Source organism: Mucilaginibacter frigoritolerans (assembly GCF_007830615.1).
Taxonomy (GTDB): domain Bacteria; phylum Bacteroidota; class Bacteroidia; order Sphingobacteriales; family Sphingobacteriaceae; genus Mucilaginibacter; species Mucilaginibacter frigoritolerans.
On the sequence record NZ_VLLI01000007.1, the window covers coordinates 1 to 23419 of the forward strand.

General features: G+C 39.9%; 19 protein-coding genes and 1 rRNA gene. 13 read left to right on the forward strand and 7 right to left on the reverse strand.

Annotated features, from left to right (window positions below; all coding sequences use genetic code 11):
* Positions 1 to 275 (reverse strand): 16S ribosomal RNA (locus JN11_RS12360); the annotation flags it as partial.
* Positions 276 to 1029: 754 nt separating this feature from the next.
* Here JN11_RS12360 and JN11_RS12365 point away from each other — a divergent pair.
* Both JN11_RS12365 and JN11_RS12370 read left to right on the forward strand, forming a co-directional pair.
* Positions 1030 to 2406, forward strand: a complete 1377-nt coding sequence (locus tag JN11_RS12365; RefSeq protein WP_144912978.1) for a methyltransferase RsmF C-terminal domain-like protein — start codon at positions 1030 to 1032, stop codon at positions 2404 to 2406.
* A 137-nt stretch (positions 2407 to 2543) separates the two neighbouring features.
* Positions 2544 to 3836 (forward strand): HAD-IB family phosphatase, encoded by a 1293-nt coding sequence (locus tag JN11_RS12370; protein WP_144912980.1) that lies wholly within the window; start codon positions 2544 to 2546, stop codon positions 3834 to 3836.
* Positions 3837 to 3930: 94 nt separating this feature from the next.
* On the opposite strand, the gene JN11_RS12375 is transcribed toward JN11_RS12370, so the two are convergent.
* The 5 genes from JN11_RS12375 to JN11_RS12395 all read right to left on the reverse strand — a co-directional run bounded on the left by JN11_RS12375 (position 3931) and on the right by JN11_RS12395 (position 9925).
* Complete coding sequence (locus JN11_RS12375; protein ID WP_144912981.1) at positions 3931 to 4404, reverse strand: universal stress protein; 474 nt, start codon at positions 4402 to 4404, stop codon at positions 3931 to 3933.
* A 123-nt stretch (positions 4405 to 4527) separates the two neighbouring features.
* Complete coding sequence (locus JN11_RS12380) at positions 4528 to 6048, reverse strand: S53 family peptidase (RefSeq protein WP_144912983.1); 1521 nt, start codon at positions 6046 to 6048, stop codon at positions 4528 to 4530.
* 111 nt (positions 6049 to 6159) lie between these two features.
* The gene (locus JN11_RS12385; RefSeq protein ID WP_144912984.1) at positions 6160 to 8430 is read right to left on the reverse strand and encodes a porin family protein; all 2271 of its coding nucleotides are present in this window, start codon (positions 8428 to 8430) and stop codon (positions 6160 to 6162) included.
* Positions 8427 to 9017, reverse strand: coding sequence for an RNA polymerase sigma factor (locus JN11_RS12390; protein WP_144912986.1), 591 nt, complete (start codon positions 9015 to 9017; stop codon positions 8427 to 8429). The genes JN11_RS12385 and JN11_RS12390 overlap by 4 nt, the downstream gene beginning before the upstream one ends.
* 164 nt (positions 9018 to 9181) lie before the next feature.
* Entirely contained in the window at positions 9182 to 9925 is a 744-nt protein-coding gene (locus JN11_RS12395; protein ID WP_144912987.1) for a hypothetical protein, read from the reverse strand.
* Between the two features lie 166 nt (positions 9926 to 10091).
* Between JN11_RS12395 and JN11_RS12400 the strand changes: the two genes are divergently transcribed.
* Together JN11_RS12400 and JN11_RS12405 are read left to right on the forward strand one after the other, a co-directional pair.
* The gene (locus JN11_RS12400) at positions 10092 to 11045 is read left to right on the forward strand and encodes a tryptophan 2,3-dioxygenase family protein (RefSeq protein ID WP_144912989.1); all 954 of its coding nucleotides are present in this window, start codon (positions 10092 to 10094) and stop codon (positions 11043 to 11045) included.
* Positions 11046 to 11185: 140 nt separating this feature from the next.
* The gene (locus tag JN11_RS12405; RefSeq protein WP_144912991.1) at positions 11186 to 12250 is read left to right on the forward strand and encodes a branched-chain amino acid aminotransferase; all 1065 of its coding nucleotides are present in this window, start codon (positions 11186 to 11188) and stop codon (positions 12248 to 12250) included.
* A gap of 151 nt (positions 12251 to 12401) precedes the next feature.
* Here JN11_RS12405 and JN11_RS12410 read toward each other — a convergent pair whose 3' ends face one another.
* Positions 12402 to 13322: a DUF6263 family protein gene (locus JN11_RS12410; RefSeq protein ID WP_144912993.1), complete on the reverse strand. Its 921-nt coding sequence runs from the start codon at positions 13320 to 13322 to the stop codon at positions 12402 to 12404.
* 473 nt (positions 13323 to 13795) lie between these two features.
* Between JN11_RS12410 and ilvD the strand changes: the two genes are divergently transcribed.
* The 9 genes from ilvD (at position 13796) to JN11_RS12455 (ending at position 23398) form a co-directional block, all read left to right on the forward strand.
* The gene (gene ilvD / locus JN11_RS12415) at positions 13796 to 15508 is read left to right on the forward strand and encodes a dihydroxy-acid dehydratase (protein WP_211360746.1); all 1713 of its coding nucleotides are present in this window, start codon (positions 13796 to 13798) and stop codon (positions 15506 to 15508) included.
* A gap of 77 nt (positions 15509 to 15585) precedes the next feature.
* Positions 15586 to 17325: a biosynthetic-type acetolactate synthase large subunit gene (gene ilvB / locus JN11_RS12420; protein WP_144912994.1), complete on the forward strand. Its 1740-nt coding sequence runs from the start codon at positions 15586 to 15588 to the stop codon at positions 17323 to 17325.
* A 17-nt stretch (positions 17326 to 17342) separates the two neighbouring features.
* Positions 17343 to 17948, forward strand: coding sequence for an acetolactate synthase small subunit (ilvN, locus tag JN11_RS12425; protein WP_144912996.1), 606 nt, complete (start codon positions 17343 to 17345; stop codon positions 17946 to 17948).
* A gap of 96 nt (positions 17949 to 18044) precedes the next feature.
* On the forward strand, positions 18045 to 18623 hold the full coding sequence (locus JN11_RS12430) for an O-methyltransferase (protein WP_144912998.1): 579 nt from the start codon (positions 18045 to 18047) through the stop codon (positions 18621 to 18623).
* 75 nt (positions 18624 to 18698) lie between these two features.
* A complete protein-coding gene (gene ilvC / locus JN11_RS12435; RefSeq protein ID WP_144912999.1) occupies positions 18699 to 19757 on the forward strand; it encodes a ketol-acid reductoisomerase in 1059 nt (352 codons plus the stop codon).
* 94 nt (positions 19758 to 19851) lie between these two features.
* A complete protein-coding gene (locus JN11_RS12440; protein WP_144913001.1) occupies positions 19852 to 20133 on the forward strand; it encodes an antibiotic biosynthesis monooxygenase family protein in 282 nt (93 codons plus the stop codon).
* A gap of 57 nt (positions 20134 to 20190) precedes the next feature.
* Positions 20191 to 21261, forward strand: coding sequence for a 3-isopropylmalate dehydrogenase (gene leuB / locus JN11_RS12445; protein WP_144913002.1), 1071 nt, complete (start codon positions 20191 to 20193; stop codon positions 21259 to 21261).
* Positions 21262 to 21346: 85 nt separating this feature from the next.
* The gene (locus JN11_RS12450; protein ID WP_144913004.1) at positions 21347 to 22105 is read left to right on the forward strand and encodes a methyltransferase domain-containing protein; all 759 of its coding nucleotides are present in this window, start codon (positions 21347 to 21349) and stop codon (positions 22103 to 22105) included.
* 117 nt (positions 22106 to 22222) lie between these two features.
* Complete coding sequence (locus JN11_RS12455) at positions 22223 to 23398, forward strand: 2-isopropylmalate synthase (protein WP_144913005.1); 1176 nt, start codon at positions 22223 to 22225, stop codon at positions 23396 to 23398.
* Positions 23399 to 23419: the final 21 nt, after the last annotated feature.

Sequence of the window (23419 nt, forward strand, 5' to 3'; positions counted from 1 at the left end):
AGCCTTGGTAAGCCGTTACCTTACCAACTAGCTAATGTTCCGCATGCCCATCCATATCCTATAAATATTTGATCATTATACAATGCTGTACTGTGATTTTATGCGGGCTTAATCTCTCTTTCGAGAGGCTATCCCCCTGATATGGGTAGGTTACATACGTGTTACGCACCCGTGCGCCACTCTCATGAAAAGCAAGCTCTTCAATCCCGTCCGACTTGCATGTATTAGGCCTGCCGCTAGCGTTCATCCTGAGCCAGGATCAAACTCTCCATTGTAAAATGTTTTTGTTTGTTCACTGACCCTATTATTAATAATAGAATCTGTATTTTATATCTTTTTACAGTATCCTATCTCTTTGTTTTCATAACCGCTTCGATCCGAAGATCTCTACTGTTACACTACATGATTATCTATATCTTTTAAGAACTTTGCGCTTCCCCATCTCGGTTCTGCTTATTTCGTATCAGGCCTTTTAAAACCCTCACTATTTCATTTTTACTACCGGAAATCGCTTCCGGTCTCTTTTGCTTTTCAGCGCCCCTTTCTTTTGGGACTGCAAAGGTAAGAACCTTTTTCTTTTTTGCAAACTTTATTTTTTTATTTTTGTTCGCCTTTCTTGCCGCCCTAACCCCTCTTTTCCTTCCTCTCTTGCGGGCTGCAAAGGTAACAACCTTTTCCTCTTTTGCAAACTTTATTTTTTATTATTTTCGTTCACTTTTTCCCGCATCCCCCCTCTCTCTTTTTCTCCTCGTTTGCGGGCTGCAAAGGTGCAACTTTTATTTCTTTTCATCAAGTACTATTTGCACTTTTCTTTCAGATATTTTTAAGTTGCCAGATTTCAAAAAACAATCGCCTTTTTCTTAAAGCGGTCACAAATGTACTGAGATTTTGTTATGCTCACAAAGATTTTTTTCAAATAATTAGTGCTTTTTCCATAACTATCTGTAAGCTAAATCATTTTAGACACCACGCATTATCCTTTACATGGTCTGCCATGCTATTTATGGATTTTGTATCTTTGAAATTGATATGAACGAGCAACATTTCCCGGCACATTTCCTTTCTTCTTTATCCGCTGAGCCGGGTTTTGAAAGCGAAAACTTCATCAATGCCCACCAAAATCCAAACCCGCTTACTTCTATAAGGCTAAATCCTTTTAAAGGATCTGCTATTAAAACTGATGGACAAGTGCCCTGGTGTGCCGACGGTTTCTACTTGGATAGCCGCCCATCCTTCACTTTTGATCCGTTATTTCCTGCCGGATGTTATTATGTACAGGAAGCATCGTCTATGTTTATTGATCATATCCTTAAAACAATACGGCTAAATAATGATGATCCTATTAAGGTATTGGATCTTTGTGCTGCCCCTGGAGGCAAAAGTACCCTCATCAATTCGGCAATTGGCGGCAATGACCTGCTGGTTGCAAATGAAATTATAAAAACGCGTGTGCCTGTTTTATGCGATAATCTTAACCGCTGGGGTACACCTAATATAATAGTGAGCAATAATGATCCGAAAGACTTCGGCAGGCTAACCGGATTTTTTGATATTATATTGGTTGACACCCCCTGTTCTGGCTCGGGCATGTTCAGGAAAGATCCGGCTGCGATGAATGAATGGTCGGAAGCTAATGTAAACTTATGCCATCAACGGCAGGAGCGGATACTGGCCGATATTTACCCGGTATTAAATGAAGGCGGATACCTTATATATAGTACATGTTCATATTCGCATCAAGAGAACGAGGATATACTGGATTGGCTATGCAGCGAATTTGATATGGAAAGCCTACGTATACCTATTAATAAGGAGTGGGGTATTGTTGAAACACAATCAAACCAGCAAAAAGCATGGGGTTATCGCTTTTATCCAGGTCAGGTAAAAGGCGAGGGTTTGTTTGCTTCTGTTTTAAGAAAACGAGGACAAAGTGATCAGCCGCCATCCTTTAAAAGTAAAGGGCATCAAAAATTAGCCTTAAAAGAGATTGAATTGGTTAAAGAATACCTGAACGAGCCAAACGATTTTTACTACTTTAAAGTAAATGATGATTGGCTGGCTATTAATAAAGAACACAAAGAAAGTTTGGATACGCTGCAAAGGCATCTATACATTAAGAAATCGGGCGTACGCTTAGGTAAGCTGATGGGGAACGATCTGATACCTGATCATGAACTGGCATTAAGTATAGCTATTAATAAGGATATCGTATTACAAACGGAGCTTGATCATAACCAGGCCATCCAATACCTGCGCCGCGAAAACATCGACCTTAATATAAACAACAAGGGCTGGAGCCTGATGAATTTTGAAGGGCATCCCCTCGGATGGGCCAAACTGTTGCCAAACCGGATCAATAATTATTACCCGAAGGAGTTAAGGATATTATCGTCACAGCCCTTATGATGATAAACGAAGAAATACAATTAATATTCACTGCAAAATACTCTACCCATCCTATCAACTTAATAAACATCGTCAAAAAATCAATCTAAAAAATTTGCACATTTGTAACCGCTATCCGGCGGATATAGAATATTAGAATGGACCAATACTTTATTATAGATTTCGACAGTACGTTTACACAGGTAGAAGCTTTGGACGAACTGGCCCGCATCTCTCTAAAAAATCATCCCGACAGGGAAAACATATACAAACAGATTGAAGATTTAACCAATGCCTCTATGGAGGGTAAGTTATCCTTTACCCAAAGTCTGGAAAACCGTGTAAAACTATTGCAGGCTAACCGCGATCATTTAAAACAACTGGTTACCCATCTAAAGAAAAAAGTATCTACTTCTTTCTCCCGCAATACCATCTTTTTTAAAAACCATGCAGACACTGTATTAATAGTATCGGGTGGATTTAAGGAATTTATTATTCCGGTAGTTACCGAATATCATATTAAAAAGGAAAATATATACGCCAACACGTTTGTGTTTGATGAAGATGGCAATATAATAGGCTATGACCGGGAAAATCCTTTGTCGCAAGAGGGTGGCAAGGTAAAATTGCTGAAAGAGTTGAACCTGCCAGGCGAGATATTTGGTATTGGCGATGGTTACTCTGATTTCCAGCTAAAGGAATCAGGTATGATTAAAAAGTTCTTCGCCTTCACTGAAAACATTGAGCGTAAATCAGTAGCTGAAAAAGCTGATCATATTACGCCCAGTTTTGACGAATTTTTATACATCAATAAACTGCCAAGGGCCATATCCTATCCTAAAAACCGCATTAAATGTTTGGTTGTTGGCGAAATTGAAGAAGAAGCCCTGGCACAGATGCGTAAAGAAGGCTATAATATAAGGCAACGTGATAATATTGAAGATAAATACCTGGAAGAAGCGGGGGTTTTATTTTGCGATGAAGCTCATCAACCTACGCCGCAGCAATTACAAAACGCAGGCAGATTAAAGGTGATCGGTATTTTCGGTAAAATCAGCAGTAAACAACTGGCTGAAACGGCTTGCGAAAATGGGATCATTATTTTTGATGACCCGAAGCATAATCCACGCAACGATGATTTTATCCCGAAAAGGGTAATGGCTTTTATGAACGAAGGGAAAACCCATACCAGCTGTAATTTCCCCGATCTGCAGCCACCACGTATTAATAATGCGCACCGTTTAATCCATATCCACAAAAACGTTCCCGGCATACTGGCTAAAATAAACGAGGTATTTGCCCGCCACAATATTAATATAGTAGGTGAGTTTTTGGTTACCAACCCACAAATAGGGTATGTAATTACTGATGTAAACAAAGGCTACGACACCGAAGTACTCAATGAGCTGAAAGCAATTGAGCAGACTATAAAATTCAGGTTGCTTTATTAGTGAGGAAGTTCATGGTTGATAGTTCATGGACCATAGAAAAAAAGAACACTCTTTGTTTTTCAAACTATGAACTATCGACCATTGACTATGGACCTTATTCTTTAAACGGCACCACCAGTACAGGTATTTGCGAGTGCCTCACTACGTGCTCTGCTACACTTCCCATCAGCAGGCGGTCAAGCCCGGTGCGACTGTGTGTTCCTATTACAATCAAGTCAGCCTGGAATTCTTTACTGCAATTGATAATACCATCGGCAGTAGATCCATATTCATGGAATTGAGTGACCAATATATCACCGGCAAATTTTTTAATAGCCTGATCAATTATCTGTTCTGATTGACTTTTCCGGATATCCAATATTTCCATCTCTTCAATGCCAGTATCCGTTGCTGACATCCCCGATAGTGGATCAATACCTGACATTGTTTGTGGCATAATTATAGGCTCAACAATATTTACCAATCCTACTTCAGCCTTAAATTTATGTGCTATATCAAAGCCAAATTCTGCAGCATGCTCTGCAAATTTGCTGTCATCAATTCCAATAAGCACTTTTTTGATTGTCATGGTAGTATAAGCTATATTTTATAAATATAGTAACAAGTAAACACAAATATGTTTGACGATGATAAAATTTAAACTTCACAATTAGCTGATCTATCTCAACACCCAAACGGCACTTCGCCCAAATCATGCCGAGATACCCAGATTAGACAATACTCCCAAACCGCTACAGGCATCCCATCCCTTACCCGCGCTATATCCAAGTTTAGTAGTAGTAGTTATGTTATTCCCACTGGTTATATCTCTGCATAAACCAGGAGTGGCATAAATTGTTGGATGAATATAGCCGGCACTTTTTCCATTTTGCTGATTAATCAGGGCTATTAACCCGGCCATTAACGGGGCAACGGCGCTGGTGCCGCCAATAACCAGTTTCTGACCATCAACCAATACTTCGTAACCTGTATCCGGATCGGCATTTGCTGCTACATCAGGAACACCGCGCCCTTTAAATTTACTACTTAATGACAGCGGTACATCAGCATTTGCCTGATATGTTGGCAATGCAAAAACATCACTTACTCCACCACCGCTTGCAGAAGTGGTGCTATCGTGCCATACAGTTTCTGTTATAGCACCGTTGGCACCTACAACCAAACGGGTACCGCCGCAAGCTAAAGCGTAAGGGCTTGATGAAGGGAAATCAACATGTACCTTACCATCTTTTACTCCATCAGAAGATCCGGCATCGCCGGCAGCTACAGTTATAGTAACGCCAAGGGCTGCTGCAGTTTGAAACGCCTCATTCATATTAGTCAGGGCCTGCTGTGTCCAATTCACCTCAGCCGATCCCCAGCTAATTGAAATTACAGAGGGCTTATTTGTGGTATCATGCACAGCTGTGGTTATGGCATCCAGAAATCCCTGATCGGTATTGGGGGTAAAGTATACTGCAATTTTTGCTTTAGGCGCTACAGCCCCAGCCACTTCAATATCCAACATCACCTCACCATCCGGCCCGCTCGATGTTGTGGGGGCATTTTTCCCGCCATCAACCAAAACGGCTTTTACAGTGGGTGCCGCAATCTTTAACCCTTTAAAATAATTCTTAATATCTGTAGTTCTGAAACCACCACCCAATTCAATAATGCCTATGGTTTGTCCGCTGCCGTTCATGCCCGATGGGAAACCATAAATTTGGCTTACCTGCACCGGCGTAAAAGGACTTAATGTGGCTTTTGCGGCAACCTTAAACATGGGGCGCGCTATAGGGCGATTATCCAAACCAAAAACACCTGTTATAATGCCGCTTAATGATTGCGGAATACTGATATCACCACTGCGGGTATGGTAGTGCTTGCTTTGCGTGTCTTTAACGCCAGCTAAATTCACATTAAAAGCCGACTCCAATTTACTAACACTGCCTTTTACCATTATACTACGCCTGGGCAAGTTGGTTTCGGTAACTTCCAACCCATATTCTTTTAAAAACTGGTGAACACGGGTCGCATCTTCCTGACCTGCACCATGCTGCTCATTATATTCATCGTGCGTCATTACGGTACCAGGTTCAACTTTAAGCGCGTTTTTTCGTCTTATCCTGATAGTTATTTCAATCTTTTTATTTTTACTAAGCCCGGTTGATTCATAACCTTCAACGGCAGCCTTGTGGCTCCCGGGCAATACAATTTTAGGTTCATTTTTCATGGCTTTTTGTTTTAGATGTTTTTCGGTAGTTTAAATTTAAGGTTATTTTCTTTATTAATAAACTTAATTAATTGAAGAGAAACCCCTATTTACATCTACAAAAAGCAACCGTTATTGTTTTGGGTTACTAATCTGAAATCCTATTGTAAACTGAAAAGTACTACCGCTTGATTTATAGGTCCCCCAAGTATTACTTATAGCGTATCCCGTTAAGCTTTTCAAATAGCTGGCTTCAAAAAGCCAACGTTTGTAATGGAAACCAACACCAGCATTAATGCCTATATTTAATTTTTGCTCGTAATTGGTTTGATTAAGGATGCTGGAAACTTTGGCGTAATAAGCACTATCATTTTTTATGGTAGCTGGCAGTAAAGTACTGGTGGCGCTAATTTGTTTTATAGGGATGCCGATTACCGGGCCACCCATCAAACTAAAATTATCGGATACTTTATAAATAACGTTTATAGGTATATTAACTGTATATAACTTTCGCGAAGCAGTAATTTGCAGAGATTGGCCCGAATCAACCTTACTTTCATTGGCATGCGTGTAGCTGGTTGTGATGCTTTGCGGACTAAAAAATTGTGTTTGTAGGCCAACCGCCCAGGTATCATTCAGTTTATAGGTAGCAAACAACCCAAAATAAGCGTCAACCGGCGAACTGCCATAAAAGTTGGCGTTTTGTTTGGACGATGTAAAACTGCCCGATGAGTTAACACCGCCTAAAACACCCCAGTCTAACTTTGAAGGGCCTAAGTTCTTTTGGCTGGTGGGTTTAGCATTTTTTGATGACTTATCTTTTTTGTTTTTAGTGTTGTTATTTTTTGATTGATTAGCTAATAATTTTAAACCCGGTTTTTGATCTGATTTTTTAGAATCAGCAGCCCTATTACTACTTACTGCATCGATCAATGTTTGCGGAGGCGCTGCTGTCAGTATTTCCTGTTGTTTATTGTGTAAATTATCTGCTGTTGTACCTTTTTCATCTTTATCTGATCCGCCTGCTGTTTGAGTCCCAATTGCCGGCTCAATTTTGGAAGAACCTGATGGCAAATATCCATTATGAATATTTCCCCGATTGTTATTTTTTGAGGCTGATAACAAACGAATACCCGAAACAGCCCCATTGCTTTTTGACAAAGTGGAACCCGGTCTATTGCTATGAATAATTTTATTATCAGCTAATAAATTAGACTTACGTTTATTGCTACCGGTATTTTTATTCCCAGATGTTAAGACTCCGGTAAATTTATTTCTGTGCGTAGTGCCACTATGGCTTGTCACCAATCCATTACCTGGTTTATTTAGCAAAGTAGTTTTATTGGATGATGAGGCCGCTCCCAATTTATGGCTATTAACAGTTTTAATATTTGCGGAGGAAGCAGCGCCCAACTTCTTAGCCATATTTGTTTTATTACCCGATGACGGTGAAGAACCCAACTTATTACCGGGAACACTTTTAATATTTATTGACGAAGCAGCGCTATGCTTGTTTCCAGCCATTGTTTTATTGCCTGATGATGGTGAATAACCCAACCCACTACCAGAAACAGTTTTATTCTTTTCTGATGCCCACCCTGGCTTATTACCGGGAATAGTTTTATTGGCTGATGATAATGCACCATTTGGATTATTAGTTTTAGTACCAAATAATGGAGCATTACCCTTATTATTAGTAAGATTATTGAGAACAGTTTTATTACCCGTAGCTGAAACTACATTCAGCTTATTACCTGTACTTGTTTTATTTCCTGCTGATGAGGAAGAACCTAACTTATTATCAGAAACGATTTTATTATTTGCTGTTGAAGCAGAAGCTAGCTTATTATCAACCTTGTTAATAATATCTGGTAAACTCTTATTTTGTGCCGATGCTTTTGCTGCTGATATAGTGGCAGATGAATTAGTTTTGTTATTAGTTGTTATTCCGTTCGGATTATTATTTGATAACAAGTTGGTAGATTCTTTTTTATTGTCCCCAGAAACAGAAACATTGCTATCATTAGCCTTGGGTTGATTAGTTGAAATTAGGCTATCCTCCAAAAGAGCTGAATCAATATTTAAAGTATCCTTATTAATTGAGTCTGCAAGCAGCCGTTCATTATTAGGTTTAGTATGTTGCTGATGCACCTTCTTTAAAATAATATGCGATGCAGTGTAAATCATAGCTGCTGCCGAAAAGGTAATTAATAGCTTTGGCAGCATCTTAAATATCTTTCCCTTAAAGGATGATCCTTTTTTTATCCCCGGATGATTATTTACAGGCAAATGCGTTTCCAGGAGCGACTGCATACTAAACCAATCAGCCTGCGGATCATCATTAATCTGCAGCTCATTCCGCTTTTTCTGCCAGAACTTAAGGTATTTTAATGAATTGTTCATTTTGCTTTACCACTCCTTTCTGGTAGCTGATCAGTGCTTTTCCCGGATGTTTCAAGCAATGTTCTTAATTGTTTTTTTGCTTCAGATAAATGCCAGCGCGAGGTGCCTTCACTTATGTTTAGCTGCTCACCTATCTCTTTATGACTAAATCCATCTATTACCGATAAATTAAAAACGGTTTGTGTAGCCAGAGGTAAAGTGCGGATGCTTTGTAAAATATCCTCAAAAAATAATTTTTCTAAAACAGAGGGTGATATAAAAAATTCGTCCTCATCTTTTTCTGTAAATAATAGTGCCTTATTAAATTTCATTTCGCTGCGACAAAGATCAATGGCAGTATAGATCATAATTTTCCTGATCCATCCACCCAGTTCGCCCTTCTCTGCATCAAAACTTTTTATCGATTGAAATACTTTTAAGAAACCGTTATTAAAAGCTTCCTTAGCAAGCTCTTTATCCGGCAAATAGTTATAACATACCCGAAGCATATCGGCATGGCATAGCTTATACAGGGCCTCCTGGGCCGTGCGTTCATTATTTATACATCCATTTACCAGCTTTTCCGCCTGCTTTTTAGTAAGGTTCATTCAAAATATACGTTCCCTTAACTGAATTATAAAGCTCTTCGTAAGCTGATTGATAAACGTTGGGTAAAAATCAAAATATTTATTTTTAATTGTTGTTGTAAACGGGAGCCACCTTTACGTAAGCAGCCCCCGATGTTTATGATTGGACTCAGGTTAAAATTTCATTATCTGCTTATCTGTTTAGGTGATATTAATACACCACTATTATAATTCCAGTTAAAGGTAATATTTGTTGTGGTTACTACCATGCTGCCGGTATAGGTTACACTATTTAAAGTAACACTAAACGGATAAGCTCCAGTAGTTAATAAAGAAGGCTGCGTTTGTGTAAAATTAATAACTGCATACAAGGGGCCATTTCCACCAGTACAAGTTGCTGGCTGGGCAACATTAATAAAGTTTATGCCATAAGTATTATTTTTAAGGCTATCAGTATATCTGAGGGAGCTACCGCCGCAATATCCACTGCTTATCTGCGCTACAAATATCATATAGCTAGAGTCGGGACTGTTATGGAAATGCGGCACCAAAGTTATGTTGCCTGTAATTGGTACATAATTGTATTGTATTGTGGGGTGATAAACGGAGTCTGATACAGTAAATGATGCTGAGGTAGTAACACCATTATCTTTTACCTGCACCTGGTAATTACCTGCTTTCTTAAAAAATACAATTGCCGCATTATTTTTGGTAATCAGGCTATCAAATCCGGCAGGAGCTACACTCCAGTGGATACTGTCAGTTGCTTTTGCACCAACTAGTAAAAGCGTATCGGGCTGATTAATGAGGGGTTTGTAAGTGGTAACATTGAGTTGTCCTTTTGTACTGCCTAAGTCGCCTTTGGTGCAGGCCGATATAGTAAAGATTAGCATTACAAGCGCCAGTAAACCACGTGTTGTGTTTTTCATTTTGTTTTTAATTTAGGATGATTAATAATTTCTGTTTTATAGCATCATCGTACTAAAAATCAAATACGTTGGGTTAGCTCAGCATTTATTTGTTCATCATTCCTAAAAACTTTACTGCAAGAGTTGCCACACCATAAAAAATTATAAAACTTCCTACCTTTACCGCATGCAATTTTCGCCAGAAATAGAAGAGCGACTTAGTCGTTTGCAGGAAAAATACGAGGCTATGGGTCAGGATATGATCTCGTACCTGGACGGCCTGCTTTATGCTGATTTTTTAACCTATTGGGATTATATCCACCTGGACACCCTATTAAGTTTACAAAGTCCTAAAACACCGTTTCCTGATGAAGAGATCTTTATCATTTACCACCAGATAACTGAGTTATATTTTAAACTGGCCCTGCATGAGTGCAAGCAGATTACCTCGGTACAACCTTTAACAGTTGACTTTTTTACTGCCCGGCTAAAACGTGTCAATCGTTATTTTGAAGCGCTTACCCAATCATTCGAGATTATGGTTGATGGGATGGAAAAAGAACAATTTTTAAAATTCCGGATGTCGCTACTGCCAGCCAGCGGATTTCAATCGGGCCAGTACCGCATGATTGAAATTTATGCCAGCGATTTTATTAACCTGGTTGCCCGTGATAAAAGGGAGGAGTTGAGTACCGCTAGCATTGAAAAGCAGTTTGAATTTCTTTACTGGAAGTTTGGCGCTACAGAGTTATCAACCGGTAAAAAAACGCTTACGCTCAAACAGTTCGAAAAGAAATATGCCAAAACATTCATCGAACTGGGCAAAGAGAACATCAGCCTTAATTTTAATGCGCTATATCATCAGTTTAAAAACAATAACCAGACTACGCCTGAACTGGAAGCTGAATTGAAACAACTGGACATCAACGTAAATGTAAACTGGCCGCTGTCGCATTATAAATCAGCAGTTCGTTATTTAAACCGCGATCCGGAAGATATTAAAGCTACAGGTGGTACCAACTGGCAAAAGTACCTGCCTCCGCGCTTTCAAAAACGCATTTTTTATCCCGCTTTATGGAACACCGAAGAGGTAGAAAATTGGGGCAAAGGCTGGGTGGAAAGTGTGCTGAGTAGTCAGTAAGCAGTTGACAATTCCCAGTTAGCAATTTTAACGCAAAAAAAGTATAATCTGTTAACTGCGAACTGAAAACCGCAAACTGAAGTATCAACTAATAAAAAAAAATCCTAACTTGCCGTTTTCTATATTAAATACTTACGGCCATGACTGAAACGCTGGACATCAAGATCACCAAAACCAATCACTCACGCTTGAGTGAAACCGATTTTAACAATTTACCCTTTGGCAAAATTTTTACCGACCACATGTTTGTGGCCGATTACGTCAATGGCGAATGGACAAACTTTGAGATTATTCCTTTCGGCGAAATTGGATTGAGTCCGGCTATTTCATCATTGCATTATGGCCAATCATTTTTTGAAGGAATAAAGGCTTACAAACATGCTGACGGCACAGTTTCTGTTTTCCGTCCTGACAAAAATGCTATCCGTTTTAATAAATCGGCCGAGCGTTTGTGCATGCCTACTTTGCCTGAAGAAATATTTTTACAAAGCATTGCTGCCGTTGTAGATATTGACCGTGATTGGGTACCTGCAAAAGCTAACCATGCTTTATATATAAGACCGTTTATGTTTGCAACAGATCCTTTCCTTGGAGTTGCACCATCGTCAACATACAAATACATGGTTTTATTATGCCCTGTAGGCCCATATTTTTCAAAAACATTACGCGTTAAAATAGAAACGCACTACACCCGCTCTGCCGAAGGTGGTATGGGTTATGCAAAGTCATCAGGCAATTATGGTGGCAGTATGTTGCCGGCCAAAAAAGCTACCGAAGAAGGTTTCGACCAATTGATATGGACCGATGCCAAGAACCACGAATACGTGGAAGAAATGGGAGCCGCCAACGTAATATTTGTACTGGATGGCAAACTGATTACCCCATCAACCCGTGATACCATTTTGGATGGTGTTACCCGCGATACCGTTCTAACCCTTGCCCGCGAATGGGGAATACCAGTTGAAGAACGTCGCGTATCTGTTGCTGAAATTATTGAAGGTGCCAAAAACGGCAAACTACAGGATGCCTTTGGCGCCGGTACAGCTGCAACCATTGCACCCGTTGGTTCTATCAGCCACAATGGTGAGGAGTACTTTTTAATTGATCCAAAAGAAAGAGAATTTTCTCAAAAAATACTAAAAGCTCTTGATGCCATTAAATATGGTACCGTTGCTGATACCCACGGTTGGAATTATACTGTTTAAATAAGTACTAAGCTAAGTCTAAAGTTGAGAGTCAAAAAAAGACGCTCAACTTTAGACTTAAAAAAATATTTCAAATAGACAGTTATTACATAATTTAACAAGCATGCAATCAGCAATGAATAGCCATTGTTACACATGCGTACTACTGTTGCTATTTATCGCTCATTTCCATATCTACAACTACAGAAACAGGAAAGGTTAGTCCTCCTGGTGTTGCGGGGCTATCCTTGGCTTCCATTATCCCATTTATAGCTGTACTCATTTTTGATTCTTTTATCCAACCAGTAGTTAAATCAATCTGCACATCCGTTGTTGAAGTTCCGTTTACATTAATGAAACGTATAGGTATATTATTACGTGTAATAAAAGCACCGTTTCCATCTGCCTGTATCACCGCATCACCATGTATCTTGTATATTTTATCCGTAATTCCCTTTAAGGTATAAGTAGTTATAATGTTTGCTAATATCGTTGTCTGAAACTTAGTTTTAGCTACCCATTGGTCATTAAGTCCAATTTCTTTATCTGGATATACCGTAAAAACATTCTGAAAGCTGCTTTTTATCGCCTCTTCTCCAAAGGTCTTCTCCAGTTGTGCCTTAATTTGCGCTTTTTGACTTGCTGTAATTTGAGGAAAATCGGCAAATATTTCTGCATAAACATTTTCCATATTTTTTATTTCAAGCACCTTACCTCTTTTATCAATTGTCATTAAAAAAGGCCTATTGACCATTTTAGATGCAATTTTTGAGACCATGTTTTGACTGACTTTATCTGATGAATCAAAATCGATCTTTTTACCTTCAACCTCCATGTGCATATTTATTCTTAAATATTGCACTTCCATCTGATAAACAGAATCTTTTATAGAAACAACCTTGTGAGATAATTTTCCACTAATAAGCGTACTAACAAGATGTTGAACGCCATTAATCTTTTCAATCATGGAAAGGTTGGCGTCAGTTGCCATGTAGTAAGTACTATCTTGTTTTAAATTAAGCAATAACATTCTTTTTTGCGCAAAGCAACTCAGGCTAACGAATAGCATAAATAAGGATAGGGAAATTTTCATTGGGTAAATATGCTGAAAGATTTCAGCCCCCAATTAAAAATTTCAAATTATTAATAATTGCGCCAACCACATTTACCCTCAATTAACTCTCCACTCTTTTTAACTAATCCGTATATTTTTATACCCGTAAATCTCTGCATCAAAAAGCACCTCTTCACATCAATATTTTTCTACCATCTGGCAATTTCAGGCAGAAATCCGGCCACTTGCTATGCATGCATAATTTATGTACTGAATACCGTTTTGAACTTTGGTATATTTGTTAAATTATTTTATATCTTTATAAACTAATTAATCAATTTATTATATCGCCATAATTAATAATTGCAGAATTAAATACTAAATGAAATTAATTTTTTATTCACTTGTTATTCCTTTGGGCTATCTCTAACTTACAAATATCAATTTACAGAACCTTAGTTAATTAGTTAATATTTAATTTTTCAGTACAAAAAGCTGCTACAGCAAATAACATGAGCGCACCAACAAATACTACAGAAGCGATAGAATTGAACCGTTACAGCAAAACGTTAACACAAGACCCTACCCAGCCGGCAGCACAAGCCATGCTTTACGGAATAGGTTTAACTGATGATGATTTGAAAAAGGCACAAGTGGGTGTGGCAAGTATGGGTTATGATGGTAATACCTGCAATATGCACCTTAACGACCTTGCTAAACTGGTTAAAAAAGGTATTTGGGAAGAAGATTTGGTGGGACTTATTTTTAATACTATTGGCGTAAGCGATGGTATGAGCATGGGTACCGATGGTATGCGTTATTCATTGGTTAGCCGTGATGTTATTGCTGATTCTATTGAAGCAGTTTGCGGCGCACAATATTATGATGGTTTAATTACACTACCGGGTTGCGATAAAAACATGCCTGGTTCTGTGATGGCTATGGGCAGATTGAACCGCCCGTCAATTATGGTTTACGGTGGCACTATTAAACCAGGGCATTATAAAGGAGAAGATTTAAACATTGTTTCGGCATTTGAAGCTTTGGGCCAGAAGTTAGCAGGAACTATAACTCCTGAAGATTTTATGGGCGTGGTAAAAAACGCCTGCCCAAGTGCAGGTGCCTGCGGTGGTATTTATACAGCTAATACTATGGCATCGGCAATTGAGGCTTTAGGCATGAGTTTGCCCTATTCATCATCAAACCCTGCATTAAGCGACGAAAAGAAAGCAGAATGCCTTGCAGCTGGTAAAGCGATAAAGATCTTGCTTGAAAAAGATATTAAACCATCAGACATTATGACCCGCAAGGCATTTGAAAATGCTATTGTAACCATTATGGCTCTAGGCGGATCAACCAATGCGGTGCTACACTTAATTGCCATGGCAAAAAGTGTAGGTGTTAAATTAACTCAGGATGATTTCCAGTCGGTAAGTAACCGTATCCCGGTACTGGCCGATATGAAGCCAAGCGGTAAATACATGATGGAAGATTTGCATAATATTGGCGGTGTTCCGGCGGTAATGAAATATCTGCTTAAAAAAGGCTTACTACATGGCGAGTGTTTAACGGTAACCGGCAAAACAATTGAAGAAAATCTGGTTAATGTTCCTGATCTGGAATTTGAAAACCAGAAGATCATCTTCCCTGTAAATAATCCGATTAAAAAAACTGGTCACTTACAAATATTATACGGAAACCTTGCAGAAGGCGGCAGCGTTGCCAAAATTACCGGTAAAGAGGGCGAACGCTTCGAAGGCCCTGCCCGTGTATTTGATGGCGAATTTGAACTGATTGATGGTATACAAAGCGGCCGCGTTAAAGCAGGCGATGTGGTAGTTATCCGCAATATTGGCCCTAAAGGCGCGCCGGGTATGCCCGAAATGCTGAAACCTACAGGCGCTATTTTTGGTGCAGGCTTAGGCGCTTCAGTAGCGTTAATTACTGATGGCCGTTTCTCTGGAGGTACACACGGTTTTGTGGTGGGTCACATTACTCCAGAGGCATATGATGGCGGCTTAATTGGTTTGGTTAATGATAATGATATCATTGAAATTGATGCCAACAACCTTACCATGACATTGAAGGTATCTGAAGAAGAAATAGCAAAACGCCGCACCAACTGGGTTAGGCCAGCGTTAAAAGCAACAAAAGGATTACTGTACAAATACGCCAAAACCGTTAGCACTGCCGCCGAAGGTTGTGTTACCGACGAGATGGAATAAAGCAACGTAAAACGACTAATAAATTAAATCCGAAATCGATCCGCCAATTGGCGGACGAAATCCGAAATAAATAAGATATGGAAGTAGCACAGGAAATATTAAACGCACCATCTGTAACAAAAGAAGCAGTTGAGTTATCAGGATCGCAGGCTTTACTGGAAGCATTGATCGTTGAAGGTGTGGATACCATTTTTGGTTATCCAGGTGGCGCAATTATGCCCATTTATGATGCCTTGTATGATTATCATGATAAACTGAACCATATCCTCGTCCGCCACGAACAAGGTGGTATCCATGCAGGACAAGGCTATGCACGTACATCAGGCAAAGTGGGTGTAGTATTTGCAACCAGTGGCCCAGGTGCTACTAACCTGGTAACCGGATTAGCCGATGCACAAATTGATAGTACACCGTTAGTGTGCATCACCGGGCAGGTATTTGCCCACCTGTTAGGTACCGATGCTTTCCAGGAAACTGATGTAATTAACATCACTACTCCGGTAACTAAATGGAACTACCAGGTAACAGATGCAACCGAAATTCCGGAAGTAATTGCCAAGGCATTTTATATCGCCAAAAGCGGTCGCCCCGGACCAGTGTTAATTGACATTACCAAAAACGCACAGATACAGAAGTTTAACTTTGAAGGTTATACTCCTTGCAAACATATCCGTAGCTACAGGCCTAAACCAATTGTTCGTCCGCAGTATATTCAGGAAGCGGCCGAATTAATTAATGCGGCAAAAAAACCATTTGTTTTATGGGGGCAGGGTGTAATATTGGGCAGTGCCGAGCAGGAGTTTAAAACTTTTATTGAAAAGAGTGGCATTCCAGCGGCGTGGACCATATTAGGCGCCGGTGCTATACCAACAGATCATCCGCTCAATGTGGGTATGCTGGGTATGCATGGCAACTACGGCCCTAACGTATTAACCAATGAATGTGATGTGCTGATTGCTATAGGTATGCGTTTTGATGATCGTGTAACAGGTCGTTTAGATAAATATGCTAAACAGGCAAAGGTTGTTCATTTAGATATTGACCCTGCAGAGATCGATAAAAACGTAAAATCAACTGTACCAGTTTGGGGCGATTGTAAAGAAACATTACCACTACTCACAGAACTTATCGAACCCAAAAAACATACCGAATGGCTTGCTAAGTTTAACGACTACACTTCAAAAGAATTTGACGCAGTTATTGAGGCTGAACTAAACCCCAAAACGGAAGAAATGACGATGGGCGAGGTAATTAAACAACTAAACGAAATTACCAAAGGCGAAGCTATTATTGTTTCTGACGTTGGTCAGCACCAAATGGTGGCCTGCCGTTATGCCAAACTGAACAAAACCCGTAGCAATATTACCAGTGGTGGTTTAGGTACTATGGGCTTTGCGTTGCCTGCTGCAATTGGGGCTAAATTTGGCGCCCAGGACCGTGATGTTATTGCCATTATTGGCGATGGTGGCTTCCAGATGACCTTGCAGGAATTAGGCACCATTATGCAAACAGGTGTTAATGTAAAAATCATTATTCTTAATAACCGTTTCCTGGGCATGGTACGCCAATGGCAGGAATTGTTTAACGAACGCCGCTATTCTTTTGTGGATATCCAAAGTCCTGATTTTGTTGCGCTTGCTGCAGCTTATAGAATACCTGGCAAATGTATATCAGACAGAGCAGATTTACCCGGTGCACTAAATGAAATGCTGAACAATAAAGGCTCATTCCTTTTAGAAGTGATGGTAACCAAGGAAAACAACGTATTCCCAATGGTGCCGCAAGGATGCAGTGTTGCCGAAATCAGGCTTAAATAATCCCTAAAAAAGAAAACATGAGCAATCAAGATATAGAAAAACAGGAGTTTAACATCACGGTTTATACCGAAAACCAAATTGGTTTATTAAACCGGATAGCTATCATATTTACGCGCCGTAAAATCAATATTGATAGTTTGAATACCTCGCCATCAGAAATTGAGCGTATTCACCGTTTTAATATTGTAATTACCGAATCAGAAGATGTAGTACGCAAGCTTTGCCGCCAGATTGAAAAACAGGTAGAAGTGTTAAAAGTATACTACCATACTAACGAAGATGTGATTTGGCAGGAACTGGCTTTATACAAAGTCAGTACCGATGTTATTGCCGAAAAGGTTAGCGTTGAACGTTTGCTTCGCGAAAATGGTGCCCGTGCAGTAGTAATCCGTAAGGATTACACCGTGTTCGAAACAACAGGCCATCGCGAAGAAACTGATAATCTGATCAGCATTCTTCAGCCTTACGGACTGATTGAGTTTGTGCGCAGCGCCCGCGTTGCTATTATTAAAGACAGCGATGGTTTTAACCGCAAACTCCGCGAGTTTGAAAGGCTTGAACCCGGCGAAGACGTGATTGAAAACGAATATTTAAACAAGGGCGATAAAGTATTTACCATGTAACCCCCTAGCCCCCTGAAGGGGGAACAATAGGGAATTAAAAATAGTAACAAACAAAATACATTATCAAAACTCCCCTTTAGGGGGTTTGGGGGGTATATGATCGAAGAAATCAGACAAAAATATCCATTAGCATACAACGCTATCAAAGTGGCTACGGAGGCTAATGGTTTTACTATGCCGTCGGAAGTATTAACGTGTTCGTTACTTAAAACATTGGTAGCTACCAAACCGGGCAGCAAAATGCTGGAGTTGGGCACAGGTACAGGTTTGTCAACCACTTGGATACTGGATGGCATGGATGAAAAATCGACCTTAATATCGATTGACAATGATGAAACGTTGTTAAATATAGCTAAGGAAAATTTAGGAGTTGATAAACGCCTGAAGTTGATCTGTACAGATGGTGGCGAATGGATAAAGCAAAATGCAGGGCAAAAGTTTAGCTTTATTTTTGCTGATACCTGGCCTGGTAAATATTTACTGCTTGATGAGGTATTGGACATGGTTGAAAAAGGAGGCATTTATATTATTGACGATATGCTGCCTCAGCAAAACTGGCCAACAGGTCATGCTGAAAAGGCAACACAGCTGATAGCTTATCTTGATAGCCGCGAAGATATTATATTAACCAAGATGGGTTGGGCAACGGGGATAGTGATCATCACCAAAAAATAAATTATTAAACTATAAATAAAAACAACGCATCGGCATAATTAAAACCAAACCGGTGCAATCATAAACACAAAAACAATGGCAAAATTAAATTTCGGCGGTACTGAAGAAAACGTAGTTACCCGCGAAGAGTTCCCTTTATCAAAGGCTCAGGAAGTATTGAAAAATGAAGTTGTAGCTGTAATTGGCTATGGTGTACAAGGTCCGGGTCAGGCACTCAACCAAAAAGACAATGGCATAAACGTAATTGTTGGTCAGCGTAAAGGCACCAAAACTTGGGATAAAGCAATTAATGATGGCTTTGTACCGGGCGAAACCCTTTTTGAAATTGAAGAAGCCTTAGAAAGAGGAACCGTTATTTGCTACTTATTGAGCGATGCTGCTCAGATTGCTTTATGGCCAACTGTTAAAAAACACTTAACTCCAGGCAAAGCATTATATTTTTCACACGGCTTTGGTATCACCTTTAAAGAACAAACCGGCATTATACCTCCTGCTGATGTGGATGTATTCCTGGTTGCGCCTAAGGGTTCAGGTACTTCATTACGTCGTATGTTTTTACAGGGTCGTGGCTTAAACTCAAGCTTTGCTATTTTCCAGGATGCAACCGGAAAAGCAAAAGACAGAGTAATTGCTTTAGGTATTGCTGTAGGTAGCGGTTACTTATTTGAAACCGACTTTAAGAAAGAAGTATTCAGCGATTTAACCGGCGAGCGTGGTACATTGATGGGTTGTATTCAGGGTGTATTTGCTGCTCAGTACGATGTATTACGCAGCAATGGCCACTCACCATCAGAAGCATTTAACGAAACTGTTGAAGAGTTAACCCAATCATTAATGCCATTGGTTGCAGAAAACGGTATGGACTGGATGTATGCAAATTGTTCAACTACTGCACAACGTGGTGCTTTGGATTGGTGGAAAAAATTCCGTGATGCTACTAAACCGGTATTTGAAGACCTATACAAAAGTGTTGCAACCGGCGTTGAATCACAAAGATCAATTGACACAAACAGCAAACCTGATTACCGCGAAAAACTGGATGCAGAATTAAAAGAACTGCGCGACAGCGAAATGTGGCAAGCAGGTAAAACCGTACGCAGTTTACGTCCTGAAAACCAGGTAGTAGAAGCGTAATTAGTTGTCACTGATAGGAGATATGAGTATTGAGATATGAGACGGAAATCCCCTTTATCTCAATACTCAAATCTCACATCTAAAATCTAATCAAATGATACTTGAAGTAGCCATTTTAAATGTGATGCCGGGCCTTGAAGATGATTTTTTAGAAGCGTTTTCAAAGGCACAGCTTATTATATCAAAAATGGCAGGTTATATTTCTCATCAGCTTAAAAGATGCATAGAGAACTCAAGCAGATTTATTTTGCTGGTTGAGTGGGAGAAATTAACCGATCATACCGAGGGTTTCAGAGGATCGGTTCAGTACCAGGAATGGAAAAGTTTATTACATCACTTTTATGATCCTTTCCCGGTGGTTGAACATTATTGTTAAAGCAGAAAAACATCCTTGTTATTGTAAGCTAGTGTGCAGTAACAACAAGAAATTAAAATGGGACTATCAAAAAAAATATTAGTAATACCCGGTGACGGGATTGGAGCTGAGGTAACCACTTGGGGTAAAGCCGTACTGGAAAAAATAGGTACAGATTTTGGCCATACATTTACCTTTGATGAGGCATTGATGGGTCACGAAGCCATTGAAGCTACAGGCACTTCGTTACCTGACGAAACTTTGGCAAAGGCTAAAGCCAGTGATGCCATATTATTTGGTGCAGTGGGCCATATTAAATATGACAATGATCCTTCAGCAAAGGTTCGTCCGGAGCAGGGCTTATTGAAAATCCGCAAGGAACTTGGTTTATATGCTAACCTGCGTCCAATTATGTTGTTTGATGAGTTGCTGGATGCATCGAGCCTTAAACCCGAAGTGTTAAAAGGAACCGATATCCTGTTTTTCCGTGAGTTGACAGGTGATGTTTATTTCGGCGAAAAAAAACGCACAGAAGATTTCGCATCCGATCTAATGAACTATAACCGTTATGAGGTTGAACGCATTGCCATAAAAGCATACGAAGCAGCAAAGGTACGCGGTAAAAAACTATGCTCTGTTGATAAAGCCAACGTACTGGAAACCTCACGTCTTTGGCGCGAAGTAGTACAGGAAGTAGCCAAAAGATACCCTGATGTAGAAACCGAACACATGTTTGTTGATAATGCCGCTATGCAGCTGGTTAAAAACCCTAAAAAGTTTGATGTGGTAGTAACCGCTAACCTTTTTGGCGATATTTTAACAGATGAGGCATCACAAATTGCAGGTTCAATGGGTATGCTGGCATCTGCTTCAATAGGCGATGGTACCGGTTTCTTTGAGCCGATCCATGGTTCGGCACATGATATTGCCGGTCAGGATAAAGCTAATCCGCTGGCATCTATATTATCGGTAGCATTAATGCTTGAAATTGGTTTCGGATTAAAAGAAGAAGCAAAGAAAGTTACCAGTGCTGTTGATAAAGCGCTTAAAGCCGGTTACCGTACAGGCGATATCGCGGATAGCAAAACAGACAAAAGCAAAATATTAGGCACCAAAGCTATGGGCCAAAAAGTATTGGAGTACTTGTAGGCCCCACCCAGCCCTCCCCGGTAGGGAGGGTTTTAACAATGAAATTAAAGTCTCCACTACCGGGGGAGATTTAGAGGGGGCTATTATGAAATGGAACGCTGATTTATATGACCAGAAACATGCATTTGTTTACCAGTTTGGTGAAAATGTATTGGAACTACTTGATGCCAAAGCCGGGGAACATATCCTGGATATTGGTTGTGGCACTGGTTATTTAACACAGCAATTACATGAGCTTGGGGTTATTGTTAAGGGTACTGATTATTCACCCGAAATGATTGCACAAGCAAAAGAAAAACATTCCGAAGTTTTGTTTGAAGTTGCTAATGCCAGCAACTTCAACGAACAGGGACAATACGATGCTGTATTTTCAAATGCCGCCCTGCATTGGGTAAAAGATCACGATGGCATGATGGACAGCGTTTATAAAAGCCTTAAGCCCGGCGGTCGTTTTGTTGCGGAGATGGGTGGCAAAGGCAATGTAGAAAAAATTATAGCAGCTACTAAAAAAGTGCTGGAACAACATGGTTACCATAAACAGGCTCAAACACAGATTTGGTATTTCCCATCATTAGGCGAATACACCAGCAGGTTAGAGGCACATGGTTTGAGGGTAACATTTGCTATCCATTTTGATCGTAAAACACCGTTACAGGATGGTGATCAGGGTGTAACTAAATGGATAAAGATGTTTGGCTCACCATATTTTGAAGGCGTGCCCGAAAATGAATTACAACAAATGCTAGCAGAGATAACCACTCTGCTGGAACCTGATTATAATGAGAACGGCCAATGGTTTGCCGATTATAAAAGGTTAAGGTTTGTTGCAGTAAAAGAAGCATAAATTATCATCCTGATCCGCCAATGGTGGAGAGGAATGACAGAATAAATAAAATGATCATTAACTGATGACAGGAGCATAAAACGTTAAAACTGTTATCATAAATAAAAAAGGAAAATTATGTTACACGATCCAAATCGAGTCTACGTTTTTGATACCACGCTACGCGACGGCGAGCAGGTACCGGGCTGCCAGTTAACTACCCCTGAAAAAATTGAGATCGCTAAAGAACTGGAAGCATTGGGTGTTGATATTATAGAAGCTGGTTTTCCCATTTCCAGCCCCGGCGATTTCCAAAGCGTTGTTGAAATTTCAAAAGCAGTTAAAAACCCAACCGTTTGTGCACTTACCCGTGCCAACAAAGGCGATATTGATGCCGCTGTAGAATCATTACAGTATGCCAAACATCCGCGTATCCATACCGGTATCGGTTCTTCTGACATGCACATCAAACACAAATTTAACAGTACCCGCGAAGAAATTCTGGAACGTGCTGTTGAAGCAGTAAAATACGCCAAAAAATCAGTTGAGGATATTGAGTTTTATGCGGAAGATGCAGGTCGTGCCGATGTGGCTTACCTGGCACAAATGGTTGAAGCAGTTATTGCTGCCGGAGCTACTGTAGTAAACATTCCGGATACTAATGGCTATTGCTTGCCCGATCAATACGGAAACAAAATAAAATACCTTAAAGAACACGTTAAAAATATCGACAAGGCCATCATCTCGGTTCATTGTCATAATGACCTTGGTTTGGCAACAGCTAATTCCATTGCCGGTTTGCAAAATGGAGCCCGCCAAATTGAAGGCACCATTAACGGTATTGGCGAACGTGCAGGCAACACTTCTATTGAAGAAGTGGTAATGATTTTAAAAACACACCAAAACTTAGGCTTGTACACCAATATTAACGCACGCAATTTTTACGAGCTTAGCCACATGGTAAGCACGCAAATGCGTATGCCGGTACAACCCAACAAAGCTATTGTAGGCGCCAACGCCTTTGCCCATAGTTCAGGCATTCACCAGGATGGTTTTTTGAAAAATCGTGAAAATTACGAGATCATTAAGCCGGAGGATGTAGGTTTCCCAAATGCAACTATTGTGCTTACTGCACGTAGTGGAAGACATGCCCTGAAGTTTCACCTGGAGCGTTTAGGCTTTACGCTTGATAAAGCAGAGCTTGACGATACCTATAAGAACTTCTTAACTTTGGCTGATAATAAATTAGATATTAATGATGCTGACCTTTTATTGCTGGTTAACAGTACTAAAACAGCTAATCTTTATAAATAGAATTACAAATAAGGAACTAAA